This is a genomic window from uncultured Shewanella sp. (assembly GCF_947495455.1).
Classification (GTDB): Bacteria; Pseudomonadota; Gammaproteobacteria; order Enterobacterales; family Shewanellaceae; genus Shewanella.
Map to the genome: position 1 here is coordinate 1 of NZ_CANLZC010000058.1, position 23,243 is coordinate 23,243.

The 23,243-nt window shown below is 44.6% G+C and carries 14 protein-coding genes; all 14 read right to left on the reverse strand.

Annotation, left to right across the window (positions count from 1 at the left end):
* Positions 1-57: 57 nt before the first annotated feature.
* Positions 58-1,140, reverse strand: a complete 1,083-nt coding sequence (locus tag Q0791_RS14990) for a hypothetical protein (protein WP_299007983.1) — start codon at positions 1,138-1,140, stop codon at positions 58-60.
* Positions 1,119-2,054, reverse strand: coding sequence for a hypothetical protein (locus tag Q0791_RS14995; RefSeq protein ID WP_299007985.1), 936 nt, complete (start codon positions 2,052-2,054; stop codon positions 1,119-1,121). Before Q0791_RS14995 ends, Q0791_RS14990 begins: the two co-directional genes overlap by 22 nt.
* 141 nt (positions 2,055-2,195) lie before the next feature.
* Positions 2,196-3,230 carry a hypothetical protein gene (locus tag Q0791_RS15000; RefSeq protein ID WP_299007987.1) on the reverse strand — a complete coding sequence of 345 codons (1,035 nt, stop codon included), beginning with the start codon at positions 3,228-3,230 and terminating at the stop codon, positions 2,196-2,198.
* Between the two features lie 65 nt (positions 3,231-3,295).
* Complete coding sequence (locus Q0791_RS15005) at positions 3,296-6,871, reverse strand: hypothetical protein (RefSeq protein ID WP_299007989.1); 3,576 nt, start codon at positions 6,869-6,871, stop codon at positions 3,296-3,298.
* A gap of 15 nt (positions 6,872-6,886) precedes the next feature.
* Positions 6,887-7,570 carry a DUF4123 domain-containing protein gene (locus Q0791_RS15010; protein WP_299007992.1) on the reverse strand — a complete coding sequence of 228 codons (684 nt, stop codon included), beginning with the start codon at positions 7,568-7,570 and terminating at the stop codon, positions 6,887-6,889.
* Complete coding sequence (tssI, locus tag Q0791_RS15015; protein WP_299007995.1) at positions 7,567-9,696, reverse strand: type VI secretion system Vgr family protein; 2,130 nt, start codon at positions 9,694-9,696, stop codon at positions 7,567-7,569. The genes Q0791_RS15010 and tssI overlap by 4 nt, the downstream gene beginning before the upstream one ends.
* Positions 9,697-10,239: 543 nt before the next feature.
* Positions 10,240-10,788 (reverse strand): Hcp family type VI secretion system effector, encoded by a 549-nt coding sequence (locus Q0791_RS15020; RefSeq protein ID WP_299007997.1) that lies wholly within the window; start codon positions 10,786-10,788, stop codon positions 10,240-10,242.
* A 325-nt stretch (positions 10,789-11,113) separates the two neighbouring features.
* Entirely contained in the window at positions 11,114-12,334 is a 1,221-nt protein-coding gene (locus Q0791_RS15025; protein ID WP_299007999.1) for a type VI secretion system ImpA family N-terminal domain-containing protein, read from the reverse strand.
* A gap of 92 nt (positions 12,335-12,426) precedes the next feature.
* Complete coding sequence (tssM, locus tag Q0791_RS15030; protein ID WP_299008001.1) at positions 12,427-16,017, reverse strand: type VI secretion system membrane subunit TssM; 3,591 nt, start codon at positions 16,015-16,017, stop codon at positions 12,427-12,429.
* A 9-nt stretch (positions 16,018-16,026) separates the two neighbouring features.
* Complete coding sequence (tssA, locus tag Q0791_RS15035; RefSeq protein ID WP_299008003.1) at positions 16,027-17,457, reverse strand: type VI secretion system protein TssA; 1,431 nt, start codon at positions 17,455-17,457, stop codon at positions 16,027-16,029.
* Positions 17,458-17,571: 114 nt separating this feature from the next.
* Complete coding sequence (gene vasI, locus Q0791_RS15040) at positions 17,572-18,258, reverse strand: type VI secretion system-associated protein VasI (RefSeq protein WP_299008006.1); 687 nt, start codon at positions 18,256-18,258, stop codon at positions 17,572-17,574.
* Entirely contained in the window at positions 18,234-19,832 is a 1,599-nt protein-coding gene (locus tag Q0791_RS15045; protein ID WP_299008008.1) for a sigma-54 dependent transcriptional regulator, read from the reverse strand. Before Q0791_RS15045 ends, vasI begins: the two co-directional genes overlap by 25 nt.
* Positions 19,832-22,423, reverse strand: coding sequence for a type VI secretion system ATPase TssH (tssH, locus tag Q0791_RS15050; protein WP_299008011.1), 2,592 nt, complete (start codon positions 22,421-22,423; stop codon positions 19,832-19,834). Before tssH ends, Q0791_RS15045 begins: the two co-directional genes overlap by 1 nt.
* A 9-nt stretch (positions 22,424-22,432) precedes the next feature.
* Positions 22,433-23,221 (reverse strand): type IVB secretion system protein IcmH/DotU, encoded by a 789-nt coding sequence (icmH, locus tag Q0791_RS15055; RefSeq protein WP_299008014.1) that lies wholly within the window; start codon positions 23,219-23,221, stop codon positions 22,433-22,435.
* Between the last annotated feature and the right edge of the window lie 22 nt (positions 23,222-23,243).

The following is a 23,243-nucleotide window of genomic DNA, read 5'->3' on the forward strand; positions in this document are numbered from 1 at the left end:
GATTGATTAATCTTGGTCGAAAGATCTGATCACAAAGAGGGCTATTAGTTCAATTTCTTATCCCGAGTTCAGGTTAAGTAAGCCTTTTTCAAACTTTCCAGCTGTATCCATATCTTTTATTTTTTGGTGTTGCGATATTTGAGCAATTTCAGAGTCCGCTGGCGCTGTAAATAAAATTAATGACTTACGCGGAGGATGCGTACGTGGATTGATAGTGCTCTTTTTCTGTAGAATATATTTATGATTAGCTGCTGCTAGATCGTCACTGCTGCTACCTAATTCATTAATTTTTGGGCTTTTAGACTTGTTATTTATTGGGTTATTGGGAATTATTCCATGTGAAGAGTCAGCTGTTTGCGCCCCAATAAGTACATGATTGTCGGGGATTTCCCCTGAAAGTAAGTGAATTTTACTATAATCTCTAGCATTAAGAATTTTTTTCAACTCGAAAGGACGAGCATACACCTTAACATTTGTTTGTAAAATACCTGAACTATAACGTAATGAAGCCATATAAGCTTGCCCCGCTACGGCGCCCCCCCCCATATGTGCATCAAGATCATTAAAAAAACGCTTAGAGCCTGACAATATACTACCAGTCTCATCATTTTGTTTAGCTAATTCAGCATCAACACTGGCAGCAAAAATCACATCTATAGTTTGTAGTGGTTTGTCGCTAAGTAACTCACCTTGGGCTAGTGTTAATAATTCATAAACTCGACAATGACCATCTCCCTTATTTTCGCTAGGGCCTCTATTCAAACAGGCTTGATAATCCCAGATATCATCCGCTGGTACCTCTCCATCAGCAGGGTATAAGATTGGTGTGAGCTCATGGCCATTACTTAACGCATTTAAAAACGAGAATATTTGCCTTGTGTATTTAGGCTTATTAGCCTTTTTCACGAAGCTGTCTTTGCCTTCGGCGCTATAGAGCAAGCTGTCGGCAAAGCGGCTAATGAGTAGATGGCCCGCCAAATAATCCTCATTATTGAGAGTAAATAAATCCAGCAAGGCCGCATGGCCATAATTACGATTCACCAGTTTGTTGCTCATATACTGAGCTTGCTCGATGGCATCACGGGCTAGTTGCCTAAGCTCGGGTAATATGATGCGGGTTAACGGCGCCTCATCGCCCACGGCACCTTATCACCATAATCACGATAGAGCTGTGATAATTTTGGTTCATGTTTAGCTAGAATGACATGATGGACAAAGTTGGCTAAATTAAAATGCTCATGGCGGCCTATATACTCTTGCAGCTCAGTTAAATAAGCAAAACCTTGGGCCGTCTGCTCAATTTGATGGCGCAAATCAAACAAAGGATCGCTTAAAATCAAGCCCACATAATGATTGCTTCGGCTTTGCTCAAAAATATCCGTTTCGCTGCCATGACTTTGCCATAGCTCATCGTCATTAGGAATAACAGCATCATCAGGCACAGGTCTATGTTTGCTTAAATGAAGCGCTCTCAGCCTTGGGGCCATGTCATAACGGCCTAAACTTATCTCCCCCGGCTCTGGTGTTTTTTGATATTTGAGGCTGTCTAAATGGAATCGTCCAAAGGGGCCGTCTGTTTCTAATTGGGTTAATTCCTCAGCGGCGAGATCGGCAATGCCTTTGGCATAATCACCGCTTAAGTCTTGCAAATAGGCGACGGGATCGGCGTACATCATCTCCCCAATAGACTGCTTACTGCGGGCTCGCTGTGGCGCCACTTTATCTAATTTATAGAAACGGCCAAAGCTGGCATGATCGCTGGGTAAATTAAAGGCAATACGCTCACAATGATCGCTTAATTGTTTTTTATCCGACTCTAATGCGTTAAGGCGCTCGGCGCTGAGTTGTACCTCACTGTAAAACACTTGGGGTTTTTCGCTATCGTGCAAGCCGCCCCAAGCGCGATAATTTTTAATGGGAAGATATATGGCTTCCATGGGCTGACCTATGGCAGGCCTGTCATATTCTGATGGAATATCGGCGTTTTCATCTTCCGCCCGTAACTTAGTTAATAGCGTGTCTTTGTACGTCTTTGTAAGTAAATTGAAGCGCAATCATTCTCAAAGCTGATTAACACCTAGTGCCATTCAGAGTCGCTCAGGTATTCCTAAGTACGCTTCTGAAATAGAGAGTCGGCACCAGCTTGTTAGCTTGATAAATATCCAAGCCCTCAAAAGGTTACTCTGACCCCACTTTTATTCTTCGCCTTTGGCGAGGCGTTCGATGCGCTGCCGCATTTCCATGGCTTTGACTTGGATTTCATCGTGGGTCATATCACGCCAGTAGCGCTCGGGGCGGCCAGTTTCTTTATCATGCTCGCGAGTGACAGGATCTTTTTGTCTGTGGATCTCTAAGATAGGAGTATCAGGCAGAGGGCGGCTGATATCCATGTAACATTGAATGAAATCCCAAAAGGCCATGGCATCGCCGTGAGAGATAGGGTTTAATAATCCTGATGTGCCAAAACTTAAGCGGCGAGAGTCCTTGTGCATCATGATCATATTCCAGCCCGCACCTGTGCCCGCCCCCGTTCTCAGCTGGTAGACGTAAGGGACAAATTCGCTGAAGGGCTTAGAGATAGTGCGACGCTTAATGCCCGTTAGGGGAATATACTTCCAGCGAGTCAGCATGCCTGTGCGGCGATTAAATTCAAAATCACGTACGCCACTGCCAAAAATGACCAAGCCTATAGACCTAGGTAATTTGGTTATGCCAATCATTAAGCCACCAATAAAGGCAGGAAGCAAACCAAAATAACAAATAAATTCTTGCATATTCTCTAGCCTTTCTGGATTATTCATCACTAATAACATCAATAATAACCCTCCAATAATAAAAACCCCCCCCCCTATCAGAGTGATATAGCCACCTAGAGTACAAATGATGGCAAAAAATTCTCTCGTGCCTTTAACTGTGCAAATTTTTTCATGATCGAAACTAAAGGGAATATGGGCTTCGTCGGGATCCATTTCTGCATGCAGGATTTCATAAGTATCATCAATATAATCCTTAGGGATCACATTACGAATGTCATTTACCGCCAGCTCAAACATGCCCGAAAAAAAGTGCTTTTTATTGTGGGGCTGTTGCTTCCACATCTCGCTTGAGTAGGCGGTATTGGCATAATATTCTCTTGCTGAGAGCTGTTTCTCATGGTAAGCCTCATTAGTGTTAACATTGCCTTTACCGTTAGCATTAGAACCAGCGGGTACGCTTGTGGCTTTAGTCATAACTGTCTCTTATTAATTGATATTCTAAATTCTATTGAGTCACCACTTTAGCGAGCTAGTGGGCATTAAGCCCACTCTTGATAGAGCCAAAAGGCTTGTTCATCATTGCTAAAGTCGGGGGTGTGATCGGCGTGGCTATACATGCTAGTATCTTCCACTGTAGGGGCGGGGAAAACCCAAGCATCAGACTGGCCCTTTTGTGCAATCAATTGCAGCTTGAGCTGTAATTGATAATTGATAATGGCATCTTTCTTCATCCCGTTGATACGCTGCTTTTCAAGGCCACCTACTGGCTTATGCAGCAGAATATCTAGGCCTAGCGCCGTTTCCTGATAGACAGGAGTGAAATTAGCCACTTCCTCTCTCATCGCAGGAATATATTGAGACTTATGCCCTAAAGGTAATTTAGTCTCTTTAATCAGACGCACTTGCAGACGATAATCATTGGGCTTAAACCAGTTAGGAAAGTGGGCCTTGACGCTGATGCGGCGATTAGGCTGATCCACTTGGCGGGCGCTTATACCTTGCTCCTGCAATAGCGGCTGCAACTGGCTAAGGTCATGATCCGACAGCTGAGTCAGTTCCAATTGTGGCTGATTTAAGTAACTCACCAGACGATAATAGGCCTCATTAGGCTGATGTAAATGCCCATAAAGGCTCTTATTAGGCTCTAACCCTAGCGGGCCATTGATGAGTAACATCTCTACATCATCTTTGCTAAGCCAGACGGCGAGGCCTGCGGCAATGCCGCCAATGACAAACAGCACCCAAAAGACGGGCATAGCAAGACCTATGCCAAAAGCGCCTGCAATCAAAGCACCGGTAGAACCTGCTGCGCACAGAGCCGCCACTCCATTGGCAATAGCCGTGTCTTTATTACCGCGGTTCCACTCGTGCAGCATGTCGGCCACATAGACGCCAACGGTAATCGCCCCCGATATTCCACCTAATACATAAGCAGCCGACACACGTCCGACTAACTTTATCGCAATACGATTCAATAAGCTGCCCGCTTTAGTATTGGCTAATAACCATTCTTTCCCAGTCGAGATCACCCTAGGGGCCAATATTCGAGAAAGTCTATTTTTTTCATTAATTAAGGCCAGTACTTGTTCAAAGGTTAATAAGGTATCTAAACCTGCACCAATTAAAGAAGCAGTATCACGACCATCTCTTTTGCCATCACTATTCGAAAAGACCTCTATCGCCCCTTGCAAATTCCAAAGTTCCAGCAACAACAAGCCGGGCATGATTTTTTGCAGGCCAGATTCCAGCTTACCCGCCACTTGCATGTCTTTGATTGTTTTATGTTGAGACACTCTTGCTACATCAGAGTCCGCTGGGGCGGTAAAGATGATCAGCGGCTGCCTTGACGGGTGAGCATTGGCGGCAAGATTGCTTTTACTTATCAAGGTATGTTTTTGATTGGCCGCCGCTAACTTGTCGGCGCTTTCTCCTATGCCATCCACTTTGACGTTATTGAGCTTCTTCACGCCTTTTTGATTACTCGTCACACCAAAATCTTGCTGCTGAAAGCTGGCGCCGACTAATACGTGACCGTCTGGAATGTCGCCAGAGATAAAGTGAATGTCGGCAAAGGCATTGGCACTCAATACCTTTTGCAATTCTAACGTGCGAGCAAAGACTTTAGTATCGCTGCGAGCGATACTGTTACTGCCGCTAAGCATAGTCATGTAAGCTTGGCCTGCTACGGCTAAGCCGCCTAAATAGGCGCCGACATCGTTAAAAAAGCGCTTAGCGCCAGATAACACGCTGGTCATGCCGTCTTGCTCTTTGGCGGCGAGCTCGGTGAGGTTGTGATCGATACTGGCGGCAAAGATCACATCTAAGGTTTGCAGCGGTTTGTCGCTCAGTTGATCCCCTTGGGCTAAGGTAAGTAACTCATAAAGGCGGTAATGGCCATCGCCTAAATTTTCCGTGGGGCCTTGTTGCAACACGGCTTGATAATCAAAGCTGGCATCTGTGGGCACGCTACCTTCTACAGGATACAGAATGGGCTTGAGTGCATGGCCATTAGTTAACGCATTTAAAAACGAGACGATTTGCCTTGTGTATTTAGGCTTGTTGGCTTTTTTTACGAAGCTGTCTTTGCCTTCGGCGCTATAGAGCAAGCTGTCGGCAAAGCGGCTAATGAGTAGATGGCCCGCTAAATAGTCTTCATTATTGAGAGTAAATAAATCCAGCAAGGCCGCATGACCATAATTACGATTCACTAATTTGTTGCTCATATACTGAGCTTGCTCGATGGCATCACGGGCTAGTTGCCTAAGCTCGGGTAATATGATGCGGGTTAACGGCGCATCATCTCCCACAGGCACACTATCGCCATAATCGTTATACATTTTAGCCAGTTGAGGTTCATGCTTGGCTAGAATGACGTGATGGACAAAGTTGGCTAAATTAAAATGCTCATGACGGCCAATATACTCTTGCAGCTCAGTTAAATAAGCAAAACCTTGGGCCGTCTGCTCAATTTGATGGCGCAAATCAAACAAAGGATCGCTTAAAATCAAGCCCACATAATGATTGCTTCGGCTTTGCTCAAAAATATCCGTTTCGCTGCCATGATTTTGCCATAGCTCATCGTCATTAGGAATAACAGCATCATCAGGCACAGGTCTATGTTTGCTTAAATGCAAGGCTCTCAGCCTTGGGGCCATATCATAACGGCCTAAACTGATCTCCCCCGGCTCTGGTGTTTTTTGATACTTTAAACTGTCGAGATGGAAGTGACCAAAGGGGCCATTTGTTTCTAATTGGGTTAATTCCTCAACGGCGAGTTCGCCAATGCCTTTGGCATAATCACCGCTTAAGTCTTGCAAATAGGCGACGGGATCGGCGTACATCATCTCACCGATAGACTGTTTGCTGCGAGCCCGCTGTGGCGCAACCTTATCTAATTTATAAAAACGGCCAAAACCCGCGTGATCACTGGGCAAATTAAAGGCAATACGCTCACAATGATCGCTTAATTGTTTTTTATTCAACTCTAATGCGTTAAGGCGCTCGGCGCTGAGTTGCACCTCACTGTAAAACACTTGTGGTTTTTCGCTATCCAGCAAGCCGCCCCAAGCACGATAGTTTTTAATGGGAAGAAAAATCGCCTCCATGGGCTGACCTATGGCAGGCCTGTCATATTCTGATGGAATGTCGGCGTTTTCATCTTCCGATCGCAACTTAGTTAATAAGGTGTCTTTGTAAACGGGAGCGCAATCATCCTCAAAGCTTATCAGAATTTCACGCCAAATTTTTTGCCCCATGAAAATATACAAAAAGCCGTCTCTGGCATGGATAACCCCTGTTCGATTATCCTCAAGTTTCACGAGAGGCACTATGGGCGCAACCACATAATCATGGCTACCTTGGCAGCGATCGGAAGTCCAAAAGCTATCAAATAAAGGCAGCTCGATTGGCCCTTGCTCAGTTTCAACTAATAATGTGGCCTTATCTCGCATTCCATTGGCCTGCCACACATGTAGCTGGCTGTTATTTTTAGTGTCAATGACTTCATCTGCAGGTTTTTGCCCTGTGATCACCACTTTTTGCGTGGTCGATTCTTTTATTCCTAAAATTTCAACGAGAAATTCTTTTTGCTTACATGTTTCTAATTCACTGGCCATGATGAGTTCCCTTTATCATTGACTGAATACGGATGGAATTAACGACTCAGGTGCTGTTACTTGCTGCAAGACTTGTTGTTTTTCTTGCTGCATTTGATTTAAGCGCTGCATTTGAACTTGATTGAGCCTAACGCTTTGATCGCTTTCGAGCACACTTTTATTAAGCACACTATCGTTAGAGGAAAGCACAGAAGCATCCTCATGCTGGTGAAAAACACCCCACCAGCGATGACCCTCTTTTTGCTGCTGAACATAGGTATTGCCATACCAGTAAAGGGCCGAGAAACCAGGGAACAAATGAGTGAGAGTTTCATTTTGAAAGAAATAACTGGCCACTCGCTTATCGAAATATCTAAAGATGCCTTTTTTATTCTCGCCAAAGGTCACTATCACATACTCACGCAACTTAGCTAAGACTTGCTCTGTGGTTAATGAGGATGAAATGATCATAAGACTCATTTTGTCATCGCTTTGCGCTTTTTCATTGAGCCAGAGTAAATCCGCATCATTTTTTAACGCCAATACGATAGGCCCCACTTGCATGGCCTCAATCAATTCAGTGTCATCAAATAAATACTCATAATTCGGCGCAGGGTCGTTTTGATAAAGCCAAGGCAAGTAGTTATTTGCCGCATCTATGACGGCCCAACATTTTTCATTGGAATGAAAACCAATTGTATTGAAATCCACAGGTGTCATGCTTGTGCCCCCAAACAAGGACAATCTTCCCTTGGGCAAGTACCATCACTTTGACGTTGACACAGAGTGATCATAGGCAGCTCGGCTGCGACTGCACTGACTAAGCTTTGCTCAACAATCGCAGGCGCCACCTCTTCCGCCACTACGGCATCAAGCACTTCTTTGGGCAGTATGGGCGCTTTACCGCCATAGCCGCTGCCGCTGCCCGCGCTACCGCCTGAGTTTAAGTTAATCGCCGAGCCGACAAGATGCACGCCTGCGGGATCGATTTTGACAAAATTGCCGCCCACTTTTAGGGTCACTTCCGCCCCCGCGTCGATAACCATTTTACCGCCGGACTTAAGGTGCACTTCTTTGCCTGCTTCCAGCAGGTATTTTTTGCCGATTTTTTGGTGTTGGCTGCCTTTGATCTGCACCGACTGGTTTTTTGCGATCAAAGTGCGGCTCTCCCCTTTAATGGTGGCATGATCATGACTTTGCACTAGGGCAACACGATCGTTAGCGACACTTAAATGTTGCGCGTTATTGATGACGTTACGCTGAGTGTCAGTGACTTTGATGTTCATGTCTTTTTGAGCATGAAAATAAATACGCTCTTCGCCTGCTTCATCATCAAAGTACAGCTCATTACTGCCTTCACCTTTGTGGGTTTTGGTTTTCAGTACAGTGCGGGCTTGATGCTCAGGCAAGCTATAGGCAGGGGTATTGACCGCATCATGGCTGCGACCGGTAATAATGGGCTGATCCGGATCCCCTTCAAAAAAAGAGACTATCACTTGGTTGCCTATGCGCGGCACCGACATCATGCCGTATTGGCCGCCCGCCCAACCTTGGCTGACTCTCACCCAGCCACTGGATAAGTCATCACCATTGCTGTATCTGTCCCAGGGGAATTGCACTTTCACTCGGCCAAATTCATCACAATATATCTCTTCCCCCTCGGGCCCCACCACAGTGGCAATTTGCTCACCATTGATCAGCGGTTTAGGATTAGGCTTAGCTTGCCATGGACTGTTTGCCGGAATAACCTCAAACTCATTATGGTAAGTGGTGGGCGTAGTGGTGTTGGCTTCTTCACTCGCCGCGCCTTGCACGCCATGATGAGTCACCCGCGTTAGCAGCCAGTCACGATTACATGCCTCCTCTAAATGCTCCACTAAGTCAAATTTATAACCACTGCTGGCCGCCATGATATTGCTCTTAGCTTGGCCTTGTTTGGCATCGCGGCGTAAATATTCTAATCTGGCCTGAGAATATGGCATGCCAGTATCATCACTCTTATAACGCCCAGGAAAGTCAAAATGCTCATAGCGGCTTTGCCCCTCTTCCGTTTGCTGATAGTCGCAATCGCTGGCCAGCACTTGCTGCAAAAAACTGTACTCGGGCTGTTTAAAACTGCTGTCTTTGAGGGTAACAGCATTCGGGCGCACCCTATGGGTAAAAGCAAACTGGCGCACAAAAGGCACATCAGACACGCCGCCATTAATGGCGTTATAAGGAAAAGGCTCGCTAAGTTTCGTCAGCTTTAACGGACTGTCACTAAAAACAAGGGTGTGGCTGGTGGCCGTATGCTCAAAATGATAAAACAAGCCTTCTTCGGCGGCTAATCGATGAATAAAGTCCAAATCCGTTTCACGATACTGAACGCAATATTCTCGCACTCGCTCGCTTAAGCTTGGCTCACAGTTAAAGGCGAAATCGGTTATGCCCATTTCACTTAACAAGGTTTGAATGATGGCAAGGGCACTTTGGGTTTGGAAAATACGGCTGTTATGCCGCAGGGATAAACGAGAAAAAGCAGGCACTAAGGTGAGGTAATACTGAGTGTGATGATGACCTGTATTGCCTTTAGTAAAACGGCTCACGATACCATGGACTTGGCGCTGCACCGCCCCATTAACCGACCATTGCATTAAACCGCTTAAGTCCACCACATCACTAGGGTTAATATCACTTTGGCGGCTAACTAAACTGATTTGCACTTCAAAAGGGCTGGATAAGCGCTCGCTAAAACGAAAATCCGCTACATCAAAACACCTTTCATCCAGCCCTTCTGCGCTAAAATGGTAACGTAAGCCTGAGCCACTCAATAGCTCACTGGCTGTGCTCCCTGTTTGTGACGACATGATAAATTCCTTTTTGTTTTTTATATAACTATACCTTTTAGGGCACGTTAACTAACGTGTTCACTTGGCTCACTTTATTGCTTTGCTATAAGCCCTTAACAGACAAGCCCCTTAACAGACAAGGCACATAACGCCCTTAACAGACAAGGCACATAGGCCCTTAACAAACAAGGCACATAGGCCCTTAACAAACAAGGCACATAGCGCCTTTAACAGGCAAGGCACATAGGCCCTTAACAGACAAGGCACATAGCGAAACAGTCATAAGATTAAAATAAAGACGTCACCACAGAGCAGAATATGGGCGCTGTGATGACGTGCTGCTTTCTCAGTAAAAGCAAGAGCCGCTCAGAACTCATTTAAAGAGCCGCTCAAGGCTGCTTTCACTCTTAGTAACAAGATAAAACCGCTCAAGGCTGCTCTTTATTTAGTAAAACCGCTCAGGGCTGCTCTTTATCCATTAAAGCAAGAACCGCTCAAAACTGCTCTTTATCCATTAAAGTAAGAGCCGCTCAAAACTCATTTAACAGCCGCTCAGGGCTGTTAGCTGGCAGCGCCCTTTACTGCATCCAGCAGTGACTCATTGGGTTTGCGCCAATCATCAGCCCCTGTGGTGCCAGCAGTGAGGTGATCCCAATTAATCTTACGATAAGCAAGCGACACTTTAACCAGTTGAGTGAAATTAGATTGCTTAGGATCTTGGCAATGAGGCATTTGACACTCAATATTGACTATGGTCGCGCCTTCTAATGAAGTTACAAAAAATTGCTCTTGTTTACCTTCAATAGAAGTACGGTACCACTTAAGCACCACATTGGTTAACTTTTCCCCTGTAGACAAAGCGTTGTACATTAAAGGTACGGCTTTATTCAACGCGACAGTGAAAGTAAAAGGACGATGTACTCGCTGCCCTGAAGGCTGACCCGATTGCGGATCTGTCGGTACATTCACAACATGGCTAAATTCTTGTACTAGCATTTCATTTTCATGGCCTTCAACAAAAATATCACCCACTGAATCGGCAGTAAATGCTCCTGCAGTGATGAGTCCCTGAGTTTGGCCTAAGATAGAGATATAACATGGTGTTGGCACAGCTTGATTCCTTAACTATGTTTGTCAGTTACTACTGACTTGAGTCCCTAAAACACTCTTCAATATTGACAAGTGTTATCAATGTGTTAGTAATAATTTACCATTATTATTTTCCATAATAAGGTCACTAACCACATAAGATAAATGCAAGCTACATGCCAATTTTTAACCCATTGTTTTTAAGATATAATATTTTTATATTCTCACAGCTTGAGCAATAACTTGCTCAAAACAGGCAAGTTATTGCTTAGTGCGGGCAACTTATTGCTCAGCAAGCTAAAGGCTCATTTGTTTAAAAAGCAGCTCAAGGCTGTCCTTCTTCCCGCTAAAGGCTTTGCTCAGTGCCCTTCATAGGCTCAAGGCTGTGAGCCAGTGCTTGCTTAGCCCACTCTTGTTTTAACAACATACGCTTAATAAGTAACGATTTTAATTGAGCGTCCAATAAGTTCAATTCTTGCTCAGCGCGATCTAGCTGCGCCGTATTTAAGATCTCATCGATATAGTAAGCCCTTCCTAACACAGGGGATAAACTACTGGCATATTGATCTAATTCAGTGGACATCTGTTTTAACTGAGTAATTTTGGCGTTATTACTGGAGAGTCCATTAATTTGCTGACGAATATTGGCCATACGAGTACGGGCTTTGGAAAAGCGCTGATAATATTTATCTAAATCAATGAGAAACTCGACTTGCTGAGGATAAATCAGCATATCTTTATCAGTTGGCGGCACAGCCGAAAATAGCGCATCGATTTGTGTATCAATAGACCTTATCTTTGGCGGATTAGGGGCGGCTATCACTTTAGTGGCTGTGGTTTGCGCCACTAAAAAATCCACCACATTCTGTGGCGCTTTATATAAAGTGCCCAGCAAAAAGATGATAGAAAAACTCAAGACGCCTAAACAAGAAAAAGACAGTCCTCGCCAAAATAACAACTTACGTTGTGAGTCCTTACTCTTGCTCTTGAGGTTGTTCAGCGTGGGCACCACGTTATGCACTTGATTCACCGCATCGAGCTTTTCAAAAATCAAAAAACCTAGCGTATCCAAATTCGGGGTTAAATTTGATGATTCACTGTGCTGATAAGATTGCACTAACTCAAATAACTGCTGACAAGCATATTCACAGCGATACAAGTCACGAACATTATCCATAGTGCCCAGCAACTCTTTCAAATCCGGCGTCACTCTTGTCACCATCCAATTGATGATCTCAGTGGTTTTCTCCAGTGACGGGCTAGACTCTTTGCTGGCATGGGCCAGCACAGCTAACATCAACTCTAAACCTGTGGCTAACCCCGACACGCCATCGGTTTTACACACGGCCACACAATAATAGGCTGAAGTCAGTAAGTCTGCACCTGCATCTGTTGCAATACTTTCAGCCAAACTTTTGATTTTATCCCAATCAACACGACCACTTAACGGACTATAACGCCGATTGATTTCCGTACGCATCGCTTGATAACGACTGTCATCTCTGAGCAAGGCCGGTTTTTGCGTCACCTTAAAACGGTTAACTCCGGTGAGAATTTGCTCTGTCACAATATAATACCACCTTTGAAAATGGCCAAATGCTCCCCATAAAACCTACTGAAACATCAAGGTAAAAGGGAAGCATTTAGCGAATGAGTCCATCAATATAGGGTTTCAGGAATGCTGTAATCACTCAGCAAACGACTGGTAAATGGGTTGGCTGTATCTCGCGTATGCAAGCGATAAGTCACATCCCCTTGATCGATAGAAAATTGATAATCAATACTCGTGCTACTGGAACCTGTCATTCTTGCGGTATCCAAGAGGCGGAAAAATGCCCAAGGGCCATCGTAAGCTAAACTGCGAGGCGATTGATTGGCGGCGCTCGGCACTAAGGTCAATTTACTCTCAGCCGACTTTCTCAACGTATTAGGCCAAACCAGCTCCACACTGCGTTGTGGACCATGGGAATATTCGACATATTGGCCATCAATATTAATCACACTACGGCGCTTATTGGGGCTCATTTGCAGCGCTTCCATGGTAAATTGCACATCCAAATTACCTTGACGATTAAAGAAAGCCTGTTGAATTTGCTTCGCCTGCTTAAGGGAGTCCATCACTTCTTGGCGAATAAGACCTGATTTGGCCCCATCATTGCCGTCTTCTGTTTGTGCAAATTGCTTTAAGGTATTGATGTTCTCTTCTATAAACATTTTCATTTGCTGTTCATAAAACACATTAATGGTGCCCTCAGGGCCAAAGAAGTGTTCAAAATCCGCTAAGGACACTTGCTTAGTCGTCTCGGTATTAAAGGGATAACGGGACGCCAGTTTTTGCTGATATTCAAGGTAAATATCATTATGCCAGCGGACTTCAAGATGTTTGATGGCACTTTGCAGAACCACCTTCCAACTTTCATTGGCCAGTTTCACCATAATACTGTCCATGGGCTTAGGTAAGTTACTGGCAATACGTTTCAATGCAAAAATAGGATCGGCATCATTGAGTGTTAACCTTTCTTGTGCCGCCTGTAGCGCCGCTTTACCCACATCTGGCGCATCTTGAATTGCTTTCAAATAACCATGAAGCTGAGTCACTGAGTCCATCACTTCAGCCATATAATTAGGCTGAGTGCCATCCACCTTTTCTAATTGATTGAGCTTAGCGAAATTAGCATCAATCAAGGCCGCAATTTTATATTCAGGTGTAGCCATTAGCGCCACCTTGGCATTGTCATCATCGGGTAAGGTGGGAAAAAGCTCAGTATTATTGGACAAGGTATTTAATATACGGCTAATAGGCTTACTTCCCGAACTGATCGTATCCAGCACAAATACGCCGTGATTAATATCTTCAAAGGCTTTGATATCAAATTGATTCAGAGCACTTCGCCAAGTACTGTTGTAATCACTGATATATTGATCGCGAATTTTATTACGCAGCACTTTTTTATCTTCCGCGCTGAAATCACTGGATTGTGATTGCCCAAGCACCCAACTATCGATTAACGCCAACTCAGAGACAGAATCAGACTTAGGAATAAAATACCCTTTAAAGCCTTGTTTCGTCAGCAATCTAGGAACATTTAATGACTCAGCATTACCTGTGATATCGCGATCGCTAAACACAAGTTCAAAGGCAGGCCCAGTGGAGAGTTTTAGATCTAGCGGTCCGCCAAGCTCAGAGGATGCCGTTTGCTTTAAGTTACGATACACCCTTTGCTCTATGGGCAGGTGACTCAGTTCTTGCTGAGTGCGAGCGATCAAACCATCATAGGGACTAATAGCATCAATGGCCTCCTCATTACCCGCTTGGCGCATGGCCTCTAAATTAGTATGTTCAAGGGCATAGTCAAGATGCGCCATGAGCTGAGCCTGTAACTCGCGATCCCCTTCATAGGCTTGCTGCCAGCGCGAAGCAAAATAATCGGTCACAAACTTATTTTGACGACCACTTTGATCCACCATCATTCTAAAGACTCGCAATAAAGACAGCTTTTCATCGCTGGCTTTTGAGGCATTAAGCATGTCCGTGGCCACTTGCTTTAACAGGGCGGGAATATAACGATAAGCCAATAAGTTCAGATAGGTTTCTTCCACTTTAGGGCCAATGACATGGCCTTGATATAATCCCAGATCTGACACATAGCGCGGCTTTTCATGGAAAAAGCCAAACTCTAAGGTTGCCGAGCGAATGGTATTTAAAGGCGGCACTATGCTTTTAGCCACTTCATCAAAACTAAATTGATGATATTGTTCGTTAAAGCTATTTACTTTACTGAGTACGGCATCCGCTTGCTTGTTATTTTGCAAATAATAACGATGCCAACTGCCCACCAGCAATACCGAGGCGATAGAACAAGCCACAAAAGATAAGGCCATCAAACGACGCTTTTGCTTAGCCACTTTAAAATTATCAGAAGCTAAACCCGCCTCAGGATAAATAATGCGTTTAAACAAAGGCTGAGTAAAAAAGGCGGTGGAGTTTTCACTTTTTTGTGCACTGTTAATAGTTTCAGTTAAACCATATTTACGCGATGCGCTATCGACATAAGCATTGGTTGGCACCCCTTCTTGATACACAGAGGTAAAGTACACACCACGCACTAATGCAGAAGTCGAAAATTGATCTGAAGCTAAAGCCTCGTTAAAAAAGTTACGTAATACACCATGGGCACCGGCAATTTGACGGGAGAAACTATAAATTTCAGCCCGCTCTTCCACATCACGGCATTGCAGCAAAGCGCGAGGTAAACAGGCATTGATGCGCTCAATAAACACAGCAAAGTCGGCATCAAACTCCTCTAACCAACTGTCGAGATTATCCACCGAATTTAACGAAAAGGTAAAGCCGAGAATTTCATCTCTTTGACTCTGGGTATAATGGCGGAAAAAAGGCTCAAAACCTTGAAGTAAATCTAGCTTAGTCAACGAGATATACACAGGTAAGCGGGTCGATAGAGTTTCCATTAGCTCCCGTAATCGAGTACGAATAAGCTGACCATAAGCCTTTCTGTCAGACACAGTGCCACTGACCATGTCGGCCACATCTATGGCTAATACCACGCCGTTTAATGGGCGACGGTTACGGGTTTTCTCTAGCCACTGCACAAAATGAAGCCATAAACGGCGCTCCATCTCTCCACTGCCTTCGACTTGGGTTTGCCTTTGGGTTAATAGCTCGCCGTCAGGATCGATAAGCACGGCATCACGGCCGACCCACCAATCAAAAGAAAAAGGATTTTTACTTTTACGTCCCGCACTGCGGCGAGTCGTTGAAAACATAAATTGTTGACCAGAGCGATTAATCAGGCTGGTTTTACCCGCATTTTCTAGCCCTAACACCAAAAACCAAGGCAAAGTATAAAGATAATTACGCTTATTTAAACTTTGCTTGAGATGCGCCATGACCTGGTTAAGCTCGACTTCTTGGCGCTCGACTATGCCCTGAATGGGATCTTCAATCAGCTGCTGTTCTTTGATTTCTTGCGCCGCATAGGCTTTCACTTTACGCCATTGCAATACTCCCCATAAGGTAAAGCAAGACAGTGAAAAAATGGTACTGAATATGGCGCGAGCCGCCACAGAAGCAAAAGGCTTTTGCTCTTCAATTTCAAGCCAAGGACCTGCCCACCAAATGGCCACATTGACCAAGACAAAAATCACTGCCAACAAAATCGGCAAAGCGGATTTTAATTCAGGTAAGATTTTCGTTAAAAAACCTTTCATTATAGACAATATATTACTCATTCCCTGTCCTTAGTTCACCGAGGTGACTTTTTGTAGATGTGACACCAAGGTTGGTTCCCAATCTGTTAAACTGGTCTCCATCGCCTGCGTATGCAACTGATGATATTCAACTTTAGCCATGGCCGATAATTGGTGGCTATCCATTAATTCTGCACTGATCAATCTCAAATAAAATTGCTCTCTTGGCTCTTTAGTACTGCTCATGCCATCATTTAACATGGCTAACGCCACTGACAAGCCGCCTTGCTCGGCAAGCTCTAAGGTCTCTTTACGCTTTTGATCCCAGCTACTCATCACTTCGCCGCCACCTTTACTGGCACCACTGGCACTGTCTAACCATTGGCGAGTCTCGCTGCTGACAAATGGCACCGCGCCTTTAAAGGACATATCCATTAACCCCGGCACGCGATTTAAAAAAGAATAGGTTTCTTCTCGAATCGCATTGGCCCAATCGGCATGGCCCAAAGACTGGCAAATTTGCGCACTTAAATAGTGGCCATCAAACCAAAAAGGCGCCAAAGTTAAACTTTGCTCCACTCGCCGCAGCAGCGCCATATCGGCTCCTTTGCTCAGCAAGGTTTTATATTCATTGACTCTATCTACCGCAACGGGCATTAAACGTGTCTCACCACTGGCGGTTCGCTCAGGTGGGCTGATAATAGAAAACCACACAGAAAATCGTCTCAGGCGCAAGCTCAGCTCAATACCTAATTCAAATTCACTCAAAAAATCAGCTACTTTTTGTAAAGTTTGTTTTGTGGCCTTATCATTACTGGAGTCGATATTTAAACTTGGTGGCGTTGGCGCGCTCCCTCCAGCACTGGCATGATACGCATTTTGAGTCGATGTGACGTCAGACTGCTCAGTCGATTGAGCGGCGGGTTTAGGTTTAGACTCTCCGCTTAAACGCCGTTTTAAGGCTGACTCTAAACGGGTTAACTCATCAAGAGGCAATTCGAACTGCTTGGCAATGGCCATTAAGGCGGCTAAGGCTTCAGTCATCCCTTGCTTTTCGTCGTGATCGCAAAATTCAGTGTCTAGATTTTCTACCGCTTTGACCAAACGTTGCATGATCTGAGTAAAGAAACGGCGCCTTGGCAATACGCCGCGAGCACCGGGTGCGGGAAAACAGCTTTCCCAAAAACTTTGCATAAAACCATGTAAAATAAGCAAAGATAAGGTAAAGCGTTCAATGCTCGCTTGATGCTGTAAGCATTGAAGCAAATAAGTCACTAACTTAAGATCTTTGGACTTAGTTTCCAATAAGGTCACAATTCCCGTTTCGACTTCACGCCACTGAATGTCACTGTGAGACAAAGAGCCCACTTTAATCATTTGTGATTCAATAAAGTCAAATAAAGGATCGTCAAATAAACGCTCGCCCACAGGGTTATCTTGGCTGATAGGCTGAGTAATTTTTGTTAAATATTCTTTAGACATTTCTGCTCCTCCAAGCCACTGCACCCCTATTGTTCAGCGCCAAAAGGTTCTCTTCATTAATAAGGACAAGCCTTGACCACACACACGCTTTGAACATGATCATTCTCCCTTGATCTACCAACTGCATTCACGGCGCAATGCCTTTAAGGACTGTTCCATTTGGTGAGTATCAAATTGCAGCCCATCAATCCATTTGTGCTCCGATCCCAACACAAATTCTTTACCCAACAACATGGCCTTCATTGCCACAATCGCCTGCAATCCTCGGCCTGTGCGCAAAATGTAGCCAGAGTCGTCGACCATCCAATTCTGAGTCGACTCACCTTTTGGCGTTTTAATGCTAATCGCCGCAGTGCGAATATTAATGGGATCGGCAAAAATCAGCTCAACACGGCTGATATTATCAATACAACTGAGCATCATAATGGGTCTTGGCGGAATAGCGCCTATGGCCTGGGCCGTTGCCCAAATATTGGGATCATCATCAGGCGTAGTAAAGGCGTCACTCAGTAAAAAGCCTCGTTGATTTTTTCGGTTCGCTTCGTTTTCAAACGCGCGCTTCCATTGCTTAGTATGAGGATCCTCTGTCACTTGAGTTTGTGTTGACTCACTCACCGTTGGGGTGACAAATACGGTATCAAAACACAATAGACGTTCTAACTTGCTAGGGATCTGTCGACACTCAAGGGCATCTTCAAGTAAAGTGCCCTCAGCATGCACCAGTAATACCGGACAAAACAACAAGGCCAGTAACATTCCTTTGATCTGTGCCATCATTAACTTATCTCCAATTTTATACATTTATGTGCCAAGGTTCTTTTAGGCAAACCTAAGCTGGTCGCCGCGCGGCCACGATCCCCAGAAAAAGACGACAACCTAGCCTCTATCACTGCCCGCTCAAATTGCAACACCGCTTCTTTAAGATCATCGATTTGATCAAACTTGTGTGTAATATCACTCAATAAGCTGGCTGGAAATGGCTTTTCTCCCTGATTAGTGCTCGCATCAAAGGGGGTTTCAGGCTCAATATCCAATGTTGGCAAGGCGCTCAAATCGATTTCTTGGCCATCTAACGTCAAGGCACAAGCATATTCCACTATGTTTTTCAGCTCTCGAACATTACCGGGATAATCATGCTTGACCAGTTTATCGATAGCGGAGAAACGCACTCCTGGAATGTGTCTTTCTTGATGAGTATTAAAACGATGAATAAAATGTTTAACTAATTCGGGCACATCGCTCACTCTGTCTTTTAACGCCGGAATGCGAATAGGAAACTGGCATAAGCGATAAAACAAGTCCTGCCTAAATGCACCTGTGCGAGATTTTTGCTTTAAATCCACATGAGACGCCACAATCAACCTAAAATCAGATTGGCTTTCTTTCGCGGCTCCCAACGCTCTAAATTGACGACTTTCCAGCACTCTCAGCAGCTTAGTTTGCAATAGCAAGGGCATATCGCCTATTTCATCGAGAAACAAGCTGCCGCCATCCGCGCAAGCGATTAAGCCTTTTTTCGCCGTTTCAGCGCCCGAGAAGGCCCCTTTCTCATAACCAAACAACTCAGATTCTAATAAGTTATCTGGAATAGCAGCGCAGTTAATAGCAATAAAAGGAGCATGTTTTCGCTTAGAATAGTCATGAACACCACGAGCCACTAACTCTTTCCCTGTGCCCGTTTGCCCTTGGATCATCACAGCTAAATCAGATTGCCCAACACGTATAATCTCTTTGCGCAAGGTCTGCATCAATTCACTGCTACCGACCAAGTCATGGCTTAAAGCCTCGGCCTGCTCTTTATCAAACTTTTCTTTACGAATAGAGACAATAGAGTCAGAGAGTAAACTCTGCTGCCTATCTTGATGACGAATCGATTCAAGCAACTGCCAATGACGCGTGAACACAGCCACAAAGTTTTGCCAATCTGAACGTTCCACTAAATCTGCCGCCATGGCCGCTGGCAAAGCCAGCACCAAAATGCCAACAACGGCACCTTTATCGTTGTTTAATGGATAAATAGCCAAGTGCTGATCTTTTTTCATATTCAGGGTTAAGGCCATAAACCCACTGTGACCTTGCCAATACAGCAAGGTCTCATGATCCAGCACCATGGTTTTTTGCGATTGCAGCACATGAGAGAAAGGATGTTCAAAATCATCCACTTCCCACTTAACACCGCTGGCAATGGATTGAAAATAATCAGGCTCATTGGCCACTACAGTCAACTCACGTCCATCCACTGTGGGTAACAGTAAAAAAGACAAGTCAGACGGCAGTTCAACACTTAAGCCATTCAAAAACTCATTAATTAACGGCGTCACTTGACGGCACGCCAATAATGCTGATGCTCGCTGTAACCATTGCTGGGATTGCACTAGATAACCTCGCCCACAAATTCGCCATCAATGAAGTCCAAATGGATCTGCTCAACGTCTTCTTTATTGGCCAGCTTATTCAATAATGCCAGTGACACAGGCGGTAACATTTGACCATCAATAATGGCTTCTAACATACGCGCCCCATTTTCAGCGCGAGTCGAACGTCTGTAAATCTCGTCCACTAAGCTAGGCGCTATGCTCACCTCGGCCTTATAACGCTCAACCAAGAGGCTCTTTAACTTATCAAGCTTGTAACCGATAATGTCTTTCAACACGGCTTCACCTAAAGGTAAATAGGGCACTATCTCCATACGCGCTAATAAGGCAGGTTTGAAAAATTCGGCCAGTTCTGGGTATAGGGCATCATCAATATTCTCAGGGGTGTCCGCATTATCGACAATGCTTTGATACCCTAAGTTAGAGGTCAAAAAGAAGATAATATTCTGGCAATCAATCAGTCGCCCTTCGCCATCGGCAAGCTCACCTTTATCAAAAGCTTGGTAGAAAAGATTCAACACATCTGGGTGTGCTTTTTCGACTTCATCAAGCAGAACAATAGAATAAGGCATCTTACGAATAGCTTCGGTTAATACTCCACCTTCACCAAAGCCCACATAGCCCGGCGGCGATCCGATTAAACGCGATACTGTATGTTTCTCTTGGTACTCAGACATGTTAATGGTGGTGAGAAATTGCTTACCACCATAAAGCTGCTCCGCTATTTGCACTACCGTTTCCGTTTTACCCACACCACTTGGGCCCACCAGCAAAAATGCGCCTTTAGGGCGGCCCGCTCGGCGCAGATCGGCGCGTGCCGTCAACATATTGCGATGAATACGCTCTATGGCAACATCCTGACCTTTTAACGCCTCTCCTAAAATGGCAGGTAAATGGGTAATTTTATGCAATTCGTCGGTATTCATTTGCGACACTGGCACCCCTGTCCAGTCAGCAATCACCGCCGCCACTTGCTCGGCATCCACCTCAGGGTAAACCAGTTTCCCATCTTGAGTGAGCTCTTCAATGGTCAAATTTAATGCTTGTACTTGAGCGCGAATATCATCAAAGTTTTCACTGTTATTCTCATTTAGCAATTGCTCACGAAGGGACAACATCTCTGAAACTAACCCTTGTTGTTGCTTCCAGCTAGCTTCCAATTGCTCATAATCATGGGCTTGTTGCTCCGCTGCCGCCTTAAGCTCACTCAACCTGGCTTCATCTATGGTTTGACCTAGATGTTGCTGGCGTTCTAATAAGCTGATTTCTTTTTCATGCTGATAGCCTAAGCTTTCAAGTTCAGCCATGCCTTTTGGCGGCGAGCTTAAATTAATGGCAATACGCGCACAGGCGGTATCTAATACATCAATGGCTTTATCCGGCAGCTGACGATTGGCCACATAACGCGCCGATAAACGTGCAGCGGCTTCTAAAGCCGAGTCATTGATTAACACTTGATGGGATTTTTCGTACACATGATGTAGACCACGAAGAATATCCACCGCTTGATCGACACTGGGCTCATCCAGCTTCACCAATTGAAAGCGACGTGTCAGAGCAGGATCTTTTTCAAAATACTTTTTATACTCTTTCCAAGTCGTCGCACCGACAGTGCACAATTCACCACGCGCCAATGCAGGTTTAAGCAAGTTAGCCGCATCACCGCCGCCTTCTTGATTACCGGCGCCAATCAAAGTGTGCGCCTCATCGATAAATAAAATAATATGTTTAGGTGAGGCTTTCACTTCATCGATTAACGCTTTTAGGCGTTTTTCAAATTCCCCTTTAACCGATGCGCCCGCCTGCAACAAGCCTAAATCTAGAGATAACAAACTGACATCTTTTAATCTATCGGGTACCTTGCCCTCGATAATACGTCTGGCTAAGCCTTCAACTACGGCGCTTTTACCCACACCCGCATCACCCACCACAATCGGGTTGTTCTTACGACGACGACATAAAATATCAATCATCAAGGCGATTTCATCATCGCGGCACAGCACAGGATCTAACTCATCTTGCCTGGCCAATTCGGTAAAGTCAGTGGTAAATTTCACCAATGCACTGTCAGTATTATTTACTAAAGCAGCTTTACTCTCCTCTTTAGCCACACTGGCAGACTCAGCAGAGTTTTCGGTGAGCGCGACAAAATGCTTACGCAAGTCTTCACGATTAATCCCCTCAAACAGTGAAACCAAATTAAAGGGTAAATAACGTTCAGGTCGCATCAGTGCGGCGGCAAAAATAGCACCTGATCGCAATGTTAATTCTTGCAGATCGGTACTGGATAATAACCAAGCATCTTGCAATAACTCCACCAGCAAAGGTGAGAACCCAGGACGAGTCTCTAAATCTTGTTCACGAGGCAAAGAGTCCCCTAAGTATTGCTTGACTAACTCATGATCGATATTGGCTTGCTTTAGCAGCACACGCATATCGCACAAGGGGTTATCAAGCAGAACAAACAACAAGTGCGCTATGGTCACTTCGCTGTTTTGACGACTAATGCATAAAGAAGCGGCTTGCTCTAATCCCAGCTTACTCTGTTGATTAAGCTTACCGATCAGAGTCGATAATTCGATACGGATCATAAAATTTCCCTATTTTAAAATCTGAAATAATTGATTCAGTACACCAGATGATTTCTGATTTAATGACACTGAATAAAAAGTAAAAATGACACTGAGCAAACAGAAGAAACCAGCAAAAATGGTCCATAAAGGTAATTGATGACCAATTTTATACTTAGTATTGACCACATGTTCGGTGGCACTTGTGAGCTGCTCAGGCTCTTCATCTGTTAAACGGCGAATGGTTTCATAGAGCTCAGTATAAATTTTATCGAACTCTTCACGGCCATTCGCCATCACCTTATAGCGACCCTCAAAGCCCAAAGAGAAACATAAAAAGATAAATTCTAATAAATCTTTATATTTGTGCGGTTCACTCTCAAGTCTTTGTAAAATAGTGAATACTTTTTCACCACCCCAAGTCTCATTATGAAAACGCGTCAGTAAAGAATGTTCAGCCCAAACACTTTGGGAGCCCCATTCGGTACTCATGACGGCTTCATCAATAAAGCAGCATAATAAATAACGATAAGCCAGCACTATGGCATGCTCATAGCCTGCTGCAACCAATTCCGTTTCAATGGCAATAATGTCTTCTAACGTCTGCTGGTAAAGAGCAGGCACACCTTCATGTGCGGTGAGCTTTTTTACCCTCAGTGCCATGCCTAACAGAGGCGTGGCGGCATCGATCAGTAAATTAATACTCTCGCCACGTAACTTAAACCAATATTGTTGGTCGCTATCCATCTGTTTAGCATGATCAAATAAACTTCCGTCTAAGCTAGCATCAACCTGTTGCTTTTTTGGTTTGTCATCCATTGCTACTCGCTCCTTTTATAGC

What these genes read in the sequence shown, in the direction of transcription:
- tssA (WP_299008003.1), bottom strand. Translation starts at nt 17,457, where the DNA reads ATGTCTAAAGAATATTTAACAAAAATTACTCAGCCTATCAGCCAAGAT.
- icmH (WP_299008014.1), bottom strand. Translation starts at nt 23,221, where the DNA reads ATGGATGACAAACCAAAAAAGCAACAGGTTGATGCTAGCTTAGACGGA.
- tssI (WP_299007995.1), bottom strand. Translation starts at nt 9,696, where the DNA reads ATGTCGTCACAAACAGGGAGCACAGCCAGTGAGCTATTGAGTGGCTCA.
- tssM (WP_299008001.1), bottom strand. Translation starts at nt 16,017, where the DNA reads ATGAGTAATATATTGTCTATAATGAAAGGTTTTTTAACGAAAATCTTA.
- Q0791_RS15005 (WP_299007989.1), bottom strand. Translation starts at nt 6,871, where the DNA reads ATGGCCAGTGAATTAGAAACATGTAAGCAAAAAGAATTTCTCGTTGAA.
- tssH (WP_299008011.1), bottom strand. Translation starts at nt 22,423, where the DNA reads ATGATCCGTATCGAATTATCGACTCTGATCGGTAAGCTTAATCAACAG.
- Q0791_RS15010 (WP_299007992.1), bottom strand. Translation starts at nt 7,570, where the DNA reads ATGACACCTGTGGATTTCAATACAATTGGTTTTCATTCCAATGAAAAA.
- vasI (WP_299008006.1), bottom strand. Translation starts at nt 18,258, where the DNA reads ATGTATAAAATTGGAGATAAGTTAATGATGGCACAGATCAAAGGAATG.
- Q0791_RS15000 (WP_299007987.1), bottom strand. Translation starts at nt 3,230, where the DNA reads ATGACTAAAGCCACAAGCGTACCCGCTGGTTCTAATGCTAACGGTAAA.